The sequence below is a fragment of the Sphingopyxis sp. BE235 genome (assembly GCF_031457175.1).
GTDB lineage: Bacteria > Pseudomonadota > Alphaproteobacteria > Sphingomonadales > Sphingomonadaceae > Sphingopyxis.
The window spans coordinates 47,454-59,253 of sequence record NZ_JAVDWC010000008.1 but is presented as its reverse complement, the minus strand read 5'-3'; the positions used below and the strand labels follow the sequence as shown (position 1 = coordinate 59,253).

The window sequence follows — 11,800 nt, the reverse complement described above, 5'->3', positions numbered from 1 at the left end:
CAAGAGGAAGAAAATGCACTTCGGGGGCATTGACCTTGTCACGATGGCAAGCCCCATCTTCGAGCTTCAATCGAAGTTTGGAGGCACTATGACTATCCGTTTCAATATCCCCGGGATGACATGCGGCGGCTGCGCGCGCTCGATCACCAAGGCGATCCAGGGCATCGATACCGCGGCCACGGTGGAAACCGACATTCCCGAAAGACAGGTCAGCGTCGAGACCAGCGCGGACAGCGCGTCGCTCATCGCGGCGATCCGCGAAGCCGGCTATGAAGCGCAGGCGGCATAGGAAGGGCGGGCCAAGAGACTGATCGACCTGGGGAAATAGAACCAGATCTGGTTCCAGTTCGCCTTTCGCCCAAGGTCTTGGCGGGTATATTCTCCTTCCCATTTTCTGGCTGGAGAATGAATTTGCGACATTCCGCTATCCTGTCACTCGGGTTGATCCTGTCCGCCTGCGGCCAAAGCGAGCCGCGCAGCACCCAATATTTCGAGGCGAATCTCGACGAGGCGCGAAAGGTCGTCGCCGACTGCCGAGCCGGCTCGACGCGCGGCGACGAATGCACGAACGCCGACGTCGCGGTGCAGACGGTCGAAGGCCGCGAGCGTTTCAAGCGGTTCCTGGGCAAGGATTAAGCCAGGACACAATCGCCGCACCTAACCGTTGGCGATTGCCAGTCCGGCACGTTCCGATATAGCGCCCGCATGACCGATGAACTGACCAGCATCGTCCTGCGCGCTGTCGAACGGGTTCCGCAATGGGTCCGCCGCGACTTGGACTCAAAAGACCATGTCGCCCGCATCCAGGCCGAGGAATCGCTCGCCGCGATGATCGCCGACGCCTTGCGAAAGGCGGAAAGCACCGCCGACTAGCCCGGCGATCGAGCCGGGCGGCACCGCTCCTCGAGCTCCGCGATGCGCTCGGAGCAGATCGCATGGACTGCGCGTCCCAGTTCCTCGACGCAGTTGCCGAGCCAGAGAAGCTCTTCCTCGGTGATGCGATAATGCTTCGAATAGCGCGCCTTCACATAGGCTTCCTTCAGCTTCTCGAAGCGGGCTCGCTCAGCACGCGTCTCGCGTGGCCAAGCATTGACGATACGCATGTCGATGCGCTCGGCCTGCGTTCGCAAGAAACCTAGATTGTGAACGTAGGGCGTATAGAAGGTGCAGACGAGCAGAACGCCATGATAGAGACTTTCGGTGCTTTGATGCAGCAGGAATGCGGCCTTTTTGTAACTCCGTCGACCGATGTAGAACTTATATCCCTCTAAAAACTCTGCCGCGCCGGGAATCCACTCTTCGAAATATTCCTGCGCCATCGCCAGCGCCTGCTCGGGCGTCTTCGGCTTCGGCTTGTGCAGCTCTTTGTCGTCATATGCGTAGAGCGCGATCCCGTCCTTCGCGACATCCATGAAGAAATAGCGCCCGTGCGCGAGCCCGTCGTTCACCTCCTGCAAGGTGTGGACGATGAAATTGACCGGCGTGTGCAGCGTCTTGTCGATCGCCAGTTCGCGGATGAGCCGGTCCTCGAGCTTCAGCCAGAAATCGACCCGCTCGGTCAGGCGCTTGTCGTTGACGATGATGAGCAGGTCGAAATCCGAACGATAGCCCTTGGCGGTATGGGGCTCATCGACCCAGCCGCCACGCGCATAGCTGCCGTAAAGGATCAGCTTTTCGATCCGGCCCTTCTTCTTCCAGCTCATCGTCGCGAGTGCGATCGCATCCTCGAATTCCTCGAAGATGATCGCCTTCACGCGCTCGAGCTCGCGCTGCTTGTTCGCCGGTAGATGATCGACATCGGTTCGCATAACTATTCTCACCCTGTAAGTCCGCTCGCCCGATGGCAAGCGGTGTTGCAGTCAAATTTGCCGTCAAGTTTCGGGCGGCACGCGAAAATCCCAGACGGGGATGCCGAACGCGCGCGCCTTGTCGACGAGATTGTCCTGGATGCCGGTGCCCGAGAAGACGACCAGCCCGGCAGGCATCGCGTCGATCATCCGGTCGTTGCGCTTGAAGGGCGCGGCCTTCTTGTGGCGGTTCCAGTCAGGCCGGAAAGCGACCTGAGGCACGCGGCGGGTGTCGGCCCAGCAGGCGGCGGCACGTTCGGCCCCGGTGGGGGTGGCGCCATGCATGAGCACCATGTCGGGGTGGCGGGCGTGGATACGGTCGAGCGCAGCCCAGATATGCTGGTGATCGTTGCAGCCGGGACCACCGCTGAAGGCGACACGGGTGCCTTCGGGGATCAATGCTGCGGCCTTTTCGCGCAGCCTCTTGTCGAGAAAATCGCGGCTGTCGATCATCGAGGCGGTCAAGGTCTTGTGCTGCGCGCGCGATCCAGTGCGCGGCATCCACGCCTTGCGGACATGAAGGCGGAACTGCTCGGCGGCGCATTCGCGGAAAAATTCCATCGTATCGCGGCGCTCGATCATCGTGATGCCTTCCGCGATCTTGCGCTCGAGTTCGACCGAGCGGATTTCGCTGCCGTCCTGCTCGCGCTGCTGCTCGCGCTGCGCCTGCTCATTGCGATCGAGGTCGCGTTCGATCCGCTCGCCGGCTCGGTGAAAGATATTGACGATGTTCCAGAGCAGGTCTTCGAGATCGGGCTCGATGCGGGTATCGACAAGGCAACCCGCCATTGCGTCGAAGATGTCGGCGACGGCACCGCCGGCGAGCCGGTCGTCGGGAAGCGGCCTGCCATCGGGCTCGTCGTCATAGGGACGGTGACCATAAAGCTGCATTTCCTGAAGAAGATAAGCGCTGGCGCCGGGTTCATGCGGTTCGCCGTGTTCGGGAAGGTCGGACAGGTCGGTCATGTCATCTCTCGCATCTGGCGGCCGCGCCTCTCGCGGCCTTCGCGGCGACGCCTCCGCGGCGGCGGGTGCGGGTCCGCACCGCACGGGCAGAGCCCGGGCGGCCGAAGCGCAGCGAAGGATGGCGGGCGAAGGCTATTTTGCCTCGCGATGCAAAGGGGCAGAGCCCCGGCGGAAAATAGCCGCACGCCAAGCCATTGCGAGGCCCGCGCGCGCTGCCGCAGTCGCCCTCCAGCGAAGGCCGGAGGTGCAGCTTTCCGGAAGAAGATAGCAAAAGCCCTGTACCTCCATCCGGATATGGCGAGCCGCTCGTGCCGCTGCGGCCCTGCGCACGCAGAATGTGATGGGTGCCGCGCCATTAGGAGTTTCGCCTGCGCGCACGGCCAGATACTCGGCAAAGCGATACGGCGAGATCGAATGTGTCCGAAATTCCTATATGTTTTTCGGACATCGCCATCGCTGCGGCTGGGATCTCATGGCCAAGAATGTTCCTATTCGGTATAAATATTGACTTTAGCACAATAACGGAACATATGGACCATGAAAGGAGCCCGACATGGCAACAGCCGTAGCGAAGACGATCGACCGGAAGGATCTTACCGGCCCGGCGCTGCGCACCTTTTTCAACATCGCCGAGGCGTGGAAGCTCAGCGAAAGCGAGCAGATGGCGGTCCTCGGGCTCGACAGCCGTTCGACGCTGCATAATTGGAAACGCGGCGAGGTCGCGGCGCTTTCGAAGGATGCGCTCGAGCGGATTTCCTATGTCATGGGCATCTACAAAGGCTTGCAGATTCTCGTGCCGCAGACCGCGGACGAGTGGGTCCGCAAGCCGAACAAGGCGAAGAGCTTCGCCGGCAAGTCCGCCCTCGACCGGATGGTGTCGGGCAATGTCTCGGACCTTTATGTCGTGCGGCAATATATCGACGGGCAGCGCGGCTAAGCCCATGCCGCTCGACATTCCGGTCACGGCGACGAGCTGGTCGCCCTGCTACCGCATCATCCCCAGCCGCTTCCCGCCGATCGGCCTGTTCGAGAAGGTCGCCGATCCGGACGATCTCGAGGCGGTCTTCCAGATCGAGGCGATGACCAACGATCGCCTCCGCGACGAAGTCGGCATACTCGCGCTGGTGCCGCCCGAGGACCGTGTTTCGGGCCCCGGCACGACACCGATCATGGCGGCCTTCACCCATCTCAATCCCGAGGGCAGCCGTTTTACCGACGGCAGCTTCGGCGTCTTCTACGCCGGCCACACGCTCGACACCGCGATCGCCGAAACGCGGCATCACCGCACCAGATTCCTCACCGCGACCGACGAGCCTGCCCAGGAGATCGACATGCGCGTCTATGCCATCGACCTTGAGGCCAGTCTCCACGACATTCGCGGTCTCGCGGACAGCCATGCGCATCTCTACGATCCGGACAGCTATATCCATGCGCAAGGGCTCGGGGCGGAGCTCCGCGATGCGGGTTCGGACGGTATCCGCTACCAGAGCGTCCGCCATCCCGGCGGCGAATGCGCCGCCGCCTTCCGGCCGCGCCTCCTGTCCAATTGCCGGCAGGAACGGCATCTCTGCTATATGTGGGACGGCACGGCCATCACGACCATCTATGAAAAGAAGAGCCTCGATACGTAAAAGGGCACGATAGCGTCCGGGCTCCAAGCCGAACGGTTTTTGTCAGGCATCATCGTCCAAGAAATCTCCCCGCATCGACAGGCGTCAACTGCGACCGCAGCCCTTCTGCCAGCCGCGCCGGGCCGACGCGGCGGAGATCGGTATTGAAATCGTCGCGCTGCGGCTCAAGCGCGTGGACCGCGATGCCCAGCGGCAAGGCGCGTTCGTTCAGCGCGGCCCAAGCGGCGCGCCCCGCGGGATCATCGTCGCGCGCGACGTAGAGGCGCCGCAAGCCTGTCGGAAACAGGAGCGCCGCGAGATGCGCCGCCGAGAGGCCGGCGACGAGCGGCAGCGATGGCGCGACCTCGCGCAATGACAGCATGGTCTCGATGCCCTCACCGAAAGCCATGACCTCTCCCGCCAGCCCGAAGCGAACGCCATGCCCCAAAAGATGTCCCATCGCGCGCCGCGGATAGGCCACCGGCGCCTTGGCCGGCCGTGCCGGATCGAGCCAGGTGCGATGGACGCCCATGAGCGAGCCGTCCAAATCGGTGACAGCGGCGATTATCGCCGGGAATGCCGGCTTGACCGATGGGGCATCCTCTTCGGACCGGCGATAATAGCAATGCGGATGATATCGCAGCGCCGGCAAATCCCCGCCCCGCCGAAGAGCGCGGCCCGCGAGATAGATTGGCACCAGCGTCCCGGCGATGGGTTTCGAAGCCGCCCAAAGCCGCGCGGCCGCCTCCCTGCTTCCCGGGCTCGCCCGCCGCGGACGCGGGTTGCGCTTCACCAGGTCAGGCGGAGGCAGGCTCAGGAAGCGCCGCGCCTCGGCAAGCGTTTCGCCGAGGCTCATATGCGTGCAGCTCGCGGCGATGATGTCGAGCAAGTCGCCATGGTCGCCGGTCGCCGCATCGGTCCATTTTCCAGCGCGCGGCTTGCCGTCGTCACCGCTGAGACGGACATAAAGACTTCGCCCCGGCGCATTATGCACATCGCCGACCAGCCAATAATGGCCTTCACGGCGACCGTTCGAGAGATAGTGACGGCACACCGCCTCGGCATTTTCACCGAGACGGCGCGCGAGTTCACGGGCTGGACTTTCCATGCGGGGCTCCTTCAGGCGGCCTTGCGGTCGCTGACCCGTTCAATCGGAAACCGATCGACGAGCTTCGCGAACACATCGGCGCCAGCAGCCCCTGCCGGCACGTAGAGCTTCAATTTCCACGAGACGATCTCCGAAATCAAGCCAAATGCCTTGAGGCGCTCGATCCCCAGATCGTTGAAACCGGTGAGCTCGATCCGCCAATCGTTCATCGAGCGGACGCGCGCGACGCGCTGACCCTCAGCGAGGTGAAGGACGGCTTCGCCCGCAAGCAGCGTCGACCAGGCTTGTTCGGCCGACAGCTTCGGCGGCCCGTCATCGACGATCCGCGCGGCCCATGCGGGCGATACGCGGCGGCCGATGACGCGCTCGCCCGCATCGGTTTGCAGCCGGTAGACCCGCGTCGACTCGTTCGGCAGGCTGCGCCAGATCGGCAACAGGAGCCCCGAGACCATGTGCAGTGTTCCGGTCTCATAGTCGGGAAGCTCTCCAAGTTCGGCTTCCCACGCCGCGGTAAACGCCTCCGCATCGACGATAGTCCAGTGGCTCGCCCCGAACTGCTCGGCGAGGATCAGCACTGTCTCCATCGGGCGGATCAGGCGGAAACGGCGATGCACCGCACCCTCGTCGTCGATGAGGCTGCGCGCGCGCAGCTTGACCGCTGCCCGGCCCGAACGCCCGTTCACCAGCAACGCCGCGTCCTCGGTCCGTGCGAGATCGAGCGCCTTGCCGAGCGAGAGCGGGACGACGCGGTCCCTCCGGTCGATGGTCAGAAGCTGGGTCTCGGCGCCGGTGCCGGGATGGGTGTAGATCGTCCGGCGATCGGTGACGACGAAACTCTCGGCGCGCAGCGTTTCGAGACCGACCTCATAGCTGCCCGCCGCCACCGCCGCCTCGATCCGCGCGATGAGGAGCGCCTCGAACGCCTCGAACAATATATTCTGAAGGTCGATGGTGAGCGCGAGCATGCGGTTGAGGAAGGTCGTGATCGGCGGCAGTTCGTCGCGAATCCCGCCTTCGGCATCGAGCAGCGACAGCCCGGTTGCGGTCTCGAAGCTGAGCAGCGAACAGCCCTCCACCTTGCCGCGCACGATCAGCATGTAGAGCTGGCGGAGCGCGTCGCGGGCATAGAAGGATTCCAGATTGTCGTGCGCGCTGAACATATTCTGGCCGCCCGTCTGCCGCTGCCCCCGCGTGATCGCGCCCATCGTGTCGAGCCGCCGCGCGATCGTCGAGATGAAGCGCTTCTGCGCCTTCACGTCGGTCGATACCGGGCGGAACATCGGCGGCTGCTTCTGGTTCGTGCGGTTCGTGCGTCCGAACCCCTGGATCGCGGCATCGGCCTTCCAGCCCGCCTCGAGCAGATAATGGATGCGGCGGCGCTGGTTCTTCGCGCCAAGGTCGGCATGATAGGACCGCCCGGTGCCGCCGGCTTCCGAAAAGACGAGAATTCGCTTCTCATCGTCCATGAAGGCATGGGTCTCGCCGATATTGGCGCTGCCAGGCCGGTTTTCGACCGCGAAACGGAGGTCACCGTCATCGCCGACCCGCGGCACGATCCGCCGCGAGCGCCCGGTCACCTCGGCCACCTTGTCGGCCCCGAAATGCTGGACGATCTGGTCGAGCGCGCCCGGCACCGGGGGCAAGCTCGCCAGCTTCTCGATCATCGCATCGCGGCGGCGGCAGGCTTCGCGGCTGACGATCATATTGCCATCGCCGTCATAGGCCGGGCGCGAGGAAAGATTGCCGTCGCCGTCGGTGCAGGGTTCGAACAGCTGGACCGGGAAGCTCGATGCCAGATAATCGAGCACATATTCGCGCGGCGTGATGTCGACCGACACATCGTTCCACTCGTCCGCCGGGATCTCGGCGAGCCGCCGCTCCTGCAAGGCCTCGCCGGTCGAGACAATCTGGACGACCGCCGCATGGCCCGCCTCGAGATCGCGCGCGATGCTCGCGATCGCGCTCGGCGTCTGCATCGCGGTGATGAGATGGTTGAAAAAGCGCTGCTTGGTGCTCTCGAACGCCGATCGCGCCGCCGACTTGGCCTGCGCGTTGAGCGTGCCATGTTCGGCGCTCGTCACCCCCGCCGCCTCCATCGCGGCATCGAGATTGTTGTGGATGACCTGGAAGGCGGCGGCATAGCTGTCGTAGATGCGCCGTTGCTCGCCCGTCAGCGCATGTTCGAGCAGTTCATATTCGACGCCGTCGAAGGAGAGCGACCGCGACGCGTAGAGGCCGAGCGCCTTCAAGTCGCGCGCGAGCACTTCCATCGCCGCAACCCCGCCGTCCTCGATCGCCGCGACGAAATCCGCCCGTGACACGAACGGGAAATCGCTGCCGCCCCAGAGACCCAAGCGCTGGGCATAAGCGAGATTCTGCACGGTGGTGGCCCCCGTCGCCGAGACATAGACGATGCGTGCCTCGGGAAGCGCATGTTGGAGGCGAAGCCCGGCCCGCCCCTGCTGCGATGGCTTCTGATCGCCGCGCTCACCCTTGCCGCCCGCGGCGTTGGCCATCGCATGGGCCTCGTCGAAGATGATGACGCCATCGAAGTCGCGGCCGAGCCATTCGACGATCTGCTCGATCCGGCTCGCCTTCCCCTCGCGCCCCTGCGAACGCAATGTCGCATAGGTGGTGAAAAGAATGGCCTCGCCGAGCTTCACCGGCGCCCCCTGGCGGAAGCGCGACAGCGGGGTGACGAGCAGTTTCTCCTGCTGCAACGCCGACCAGTCGCGCTGGGCGTCTTCGAGCAGCTTGTCCGACTTCGAGATCCAGAGCGCGCGGCGGCGCCCTTTCAACCAATTGTCGAGAATGATGCCCGCGACCTGGCGGCCCTTGCCGGCGCCGGTGCCGTCGCCGAGGAACCAGCCGCGCCGGAACTGCACCGCGCCTTCCGCGTCATCGGATGCGGCGCCGACGACGTCCCAGGTGGCATCGACCGTCCACGCGCCCGAGAGATGCCCGGCATGGGCCTCACCCGCATAGATGATCGATTCGAGCTGCGCGTCGGACAGCATGCCTTCGCTGACCAGCCGCGCCGGCAGATGCGGTCGATAGACAGGCTTGGGAGGCGCGACCGATGCCATCGAGGCCGACTGGACCAGCGCGGTGGGATGCGGCCTCGCGCCGGGAATGAGGAGCGACTGGAGCGCATAGGGCTCGTAGATGGTGTCGCCGAGTTGGCCCTCGGGCGGCATCCAGTCCAATATTTCATAGCCAAGCTCGACGCCGGGATCGGCGGGCAGCGCAGCCTTTGCCGAAGCCGGGGCCCATGCGCGATCAATGTTCGCGACCGTACGGGCCGGCCCGACCGTCGTCGTTGCGGCGAGCAAAGCGGGCGGTGCCGGGCGCGGCGGCAGATCCTCCTCGACCCATTTGAGCAATGTGGAAAGGTCGGGCGCTTCACCGCGGCTTTGTAGAAGCTGCGCGGGATCGCCCGCGGGAATCTTGTCGATCACGATGAGGCGGGTAGGGATCGTCGTGCCATGCCGCGAAAAGACCTGGCCGGTGATCGCCGCCGAGAAACGAAGCGTGCCGCTTTCCTGCAAGCGGATGAAGGCGTCGCGCCATGCCGGCGCCTCGGGTGAGCAGCCGGCGCCGAGGATCGCGACGAGACGGCCGCCGTCTTTCAGACGCGCCAGCGCCGAGGCGATATGGCGAAGCGCCGCGCCCTTCATCTTGCGGTCGACATTCACGAGCGAGGAGAATGGCGGATTGATCAAAACGACATCGGGCACAACCGCCGGATCGAGCCGGTCGTCGATCGCCGCGGCATCGTGACGGCTGACGGGTGTCGGCGCGAAAAGCAGCTCGAGCAGGCCCGCGCGCAGTTCGGCGAATTCGTTGAGCGCGAGCGTCGCGCCCGCAAGACCCGCATGCACGGCGAGCATGCCCGTCCCCGCCGAGGGCTCGAGCACGCAATCGCCGGGCCGGATCGCGGCAGCGAAGGCGGCGACAAAGGCGAGCGGCAGCGGGGTCGAGAATTGCTGGAAGGACTGTCCTTCCTCGGAGCGCCGCGTCTGGGTCGGGACACGCGCCGCGATGCGCTGCCACATCGCGAGCTGGCGCTGCGGCGAGCGGCTGCGCGCGGCCAGCGCGCGCCCATAGCGGCGCAGCAGCAGGACCTGCGCCGCCTCGCACGCGTCATAGGCCATCTTCCAGTCCCATGCGCCCTCGGCATCCTTCTGGCCGTAGGCCGACGTCATCGCGATCCGGATCTGCCCGGTGTCGAAGGGCGTTCCGTCCTCAAGCAGCGGAAGCAGGCGCTGGGCCGCATCGAAGAGCCGCGCCGCCGGGGTGGCTGCAGGTGAGGAAAGAGATGAGGAAATGGGGGCGGCGCCGGCTGCGGCGTCGGGCAAAATGGTTCGCATGGCGGGAATATCCTGGAGAGGCGTTGAAGGGCAGCCGCCAGGCGCTCTCTCCTGAACCCTGGGGCTATCCCCTTCCGGCCCGTCTCTCCCTCTCAGCCAAAGCGTTCCCCGGCTTCGGTGAAGCCATAGCCATTGGCCAGGATCGCCGCGTCGACGGCTTCATCGGAGTTCAGATAATCGAACTCGCGCTCGAGCTGCCGGTAGAGCCAGCGCGCCAGATCGCGCAGCGCTTCGCCAATCTCATCCTCGGCATCCGCAGTCATCTCCCGCATCCTCGGGTCATCACGCTCGACGGTGATCGCCATGCTATATTCGTGATGATATCGGCCGCGGTGCACGACGACCGACGATAGCCGATAGAAGTTGCGGCGCTGGACCGCCTGCAACGCGCCCGCGATGCGATGAAGCTCGGCGTCTTTCGGCGCAAAGCTGCGGATATTCTTCAGCGCAGCCTTGGCGTAACGATAGACACCCTCGAAGCAGGCACCGTCGCCCTGGCTCGCAAAGCCCGAAAACCAGATGCAGCTTCGCGCGCGCGTGCCGCCGCCGAACAGCCGGACCCGCTGCGTCGCCAGTTCGACGCCGACAAGGTCGCAGATGCGCTCGAAATCGTCGAAAACCGTATCGTACCAATCATAATCGAAGCCGCCCTCGCGATACCATGCACGGGCCCGGTCCTTTGCCGGCTCGGAAAGCTCTTCGAGACCATATATGGTCGTTTCGACAATCTCGGGCATGGGCTTGCCTCCTTTGAACGGGTCGAAGAGGTGGGAAAAAGGGAGGCGGACACGCCTGCCTCCCAAACAAGGACCTACCTCCCCAAAAAGGAAAAGCCCGGCACAGAGCCGGGCTTTTCCGTCGGTTTGTCAGCACTGGATCGATCATCCCGTAGGACGGTCGCTCTGAAGCCGGCCAAGCGCCTCCTCGAGGAAGCCCGTCGTCGACATCGTGTCGATGTCGTCGGCGGTGATGAAGATGGCCATGCCGCCGAAGCCGTCGGGGCGCATCTTCGAACAGGTCCAGGCCATCATCACCTGCAAATGATCGAGTGTCTCCGATCGCCGGACGATGTCCTGGAGGATGGTCTCATAGCCGAACATCGACATGTCGATCTCAAGTTCGGTCGCCTCCGCTTCGCATTCGCCGAGTTCCTTTTCGACCAATTCGGCTGCGCAGCTTTGAACACCCTCGCTTTCCGCAAGCAGCGCCCTCGCCTCATCGACCGACAGGAACAGAAAGTCGTTCGGACCCGCGCTCGCGAAGAAATAGACGTCGTCGCCCATATCCTCATGCTCGAAGATTTCGCCAAGGATCCTGCGCTCGAGCACAGTCATCGCCGCGACCGGGACATCGGGCTGGATGACCGTCTGGGAGAAATAGTCAGCCATGACGCGCCTCCTCCACAGCAGCCGCATCCACCGGTGGGGGATCGCCCTCGACCACCAGCGGCGGCACGATAAAGGCCGCCGCGTCGAAATAGGCGAGGACCGCCTCGATGCTCCCGCGCTCGTTCACCAGATAGTGGTCGATCATGACGCGGTCGGATTCGTCGACCATGTAGGAATCGATCGAGCCGGCACCGCGAAAGACGATCCGTTCGGCGCTCCATTCGCCGGGATAGCTCCCCGACCAGCGAACAAAAGGCAGCCCCTTCTCGGCACAGAAGCTTTCGAGGGCTTCGACCCGGCCCCAGGCAACCTCATGGGCATAGAGCGACACCGCCTCGCCGACGGTGCGATGGCCGGGCTCGAAGGACGGACCATCCCATTCGGTCGACAGGCCCTCCATGGCGATCAGGCCCGCAAGCTCGGCGAAGGTCGATTGGTCGGCATAGCCGCCGATCGTAATCGAAACTGGAACACGGTCAGCCATGACGCCCTCCATGGTCTGCGCCCGGCA

At 64.4% G+C, this 11,800-nt stretch carries 12 protein-coding genes; 5 read left to right on the top strand and 7 right to left on the bottom strand.

Annotated elements, in window-relative coordinates:
• The first annotated feature begins 88 nt into the window (after positions 1–88).
• From J2X38_RS22525 to J2X38_RS22515, 3 genes are all read left to right on the top strand, one after another.
• A complete protein-coding gene (locus tag J2X38_RS22525) occupies positions 89–289 on the top strand; it encodes a heavy-metal-associated domain-containing protein (protein ID WP_286750107.1) in 201 nt (66 codons plus the stop codon).
• 122 nt (positions 290–411) lie between these two features.
• Positions 412–636 (top strand): EexN family lipoprotein, encoded by a 225-nt coding sequence (locus J2X38_RS22520; protein ID WP_286750106.1) that lies wholly within the window; start codon positions 412–414, stop codon positions 634–636.
• A 69-nt stretch (positions 637–705) separates the two neighbouring features.
• Positions 706–873: a hypothetical protein gene (locus J2X38_RS22515; RefSeq protein WP_286750105.1), complete on the top strand. Its 168-nt coding sequence runs from the start codon at positions 706–708 to the stop codon at positions 871–873.
• Here the strand turns inward: J2X38_RS22515 and J2X38_RS22510 are convergent.
• On the bottom strand, positions 870–1,808 hold the full coding sequence (locus J2X38_RS22510) for a HEPN domain-containing protein (RefSeq protein ID WP_286750104.1): 939 nt from the start codon (positions 1,806–1,808) through the stop codon (positions 870–872). The genes J2X38_RS22515 and J2X38_RS22510 overlap by 4 nt on opposite strands.
• A gap of 63 nt (positions 1,809–1,871) precedes the next feature.
• Complete coding sequence (locus J2X38_RS22505) at positions 1,872–2,813, bottom strand: DUF2493 domain-containing protein (protein WP_286750103.1); 942 nt, start codon at positions 2,811–2,813, stop codon at positions 1,872–1,874.
• A 553-nt stretch (positions 2,814–3,366) separates the two neighbouring features.
• Between J2X38_RS22505 and J2X38_RS22500 the strand changes: the two genes are divergently transcribed.
• Positions 3,367–3,750: an antitoxin Xre-like helix-turn-helix domain-containing protein gene (locus tag J2X38_RS22500; RefSeq protein WP_286750102.1), complete on the top strand. Its 384-nt coding sequence runs from the start codon at positions 3,367–3,369 to the stop codon at positions 3,748–3,750.
• 4 nt (positions 3,751–3,754) lie between these two features.
• Positions 3,755–4,444, top strand: coding sequence for an RES family NAD+ phosphorylase (locus J2X38_RS22495; protein ID WP_310257566.1), 690 nt, complete (start codon positions 3,755–3,757; stop codon positions 4,442–4,444).
• Between the two features lie 49 nt (positions 4,445–4,493).
• Here the strand turns inward: J2X38_RS22495 and J2X38_RS22490 are convergent, their stop codons facing one another.
• The 5 genes from J2X38_RS22490 to J2X38_RS22470 all read right to left on the bottom strand — a co-directional run bounded on the left by J2X38_RS22490 (position 4,494) and on the right by J2X38_RS22470 (position 11,773).
• Positions 4,494–5,531 (bottom strand): toprim domain-containing protein, encoded by a 1,038-nt coding sequence (locus J2X38_RS22490; RefSeq protein WP_058818180.1) that lies wholly within the window; start codon positions 5,529–5,531, stop codon positions 4,494–4,496.
• A gap of 11 nt (positions 5,532–5,542) precedes the next feature.
• Positions 5,543–9,901 carry a strawberry notch family protein gene (locus tag J2X38_RS22485; protein ID WP_058818181.1) on the bottom strand — a complete coding sequence of 1,453 codons (4,359 nt, stop codon included), beginning with the start codon at positions 9,899–9,901 and terminating at the stop codon, positions 5,543–5,545.
• 92 nt (positions 9,902–9,993) lie between these two features.
• On the bottom strand, positions 9,994–10,638 hold the full coding sequence (locus J2X38_RS22480) for a hypothetical protein (protein WP_058818182.1): 645 nt from the start codon (positions 10,636–10,638) through the stop codon (positions 9,994–9,996).
• 144 nt (positions 10,639–10,782) lie between these two features.
• Positions 10,783–11,289: a hypothetical protein gene (locus J2X38_RS22475; RefSeq protein ID WP_058818183.1), complete on the bottom strand. Its 507-nt coding sequence runs from the start codon at positions 11,287–11,289 to the stop codon at positions 10,783–10,785.
• Positions 11,282–11,773 carry a hypothetical protein gene (locus J2X38_RS22470; protein WP_058818215.1) on the bottom strand — a complete coding sequence of 164 codons (492 nt, stop codon included), beginning with the start codon at positions 11,771–11,773 and terminating at the stop codon, positions 11,282–11,284. Before J2X38_RS22470 ends, J2X38_RS22475 begins: the two co-directional genes overlap by 8 nt.
• Positions 11,774–11,800: the final 27 nt, after the last annotated feature.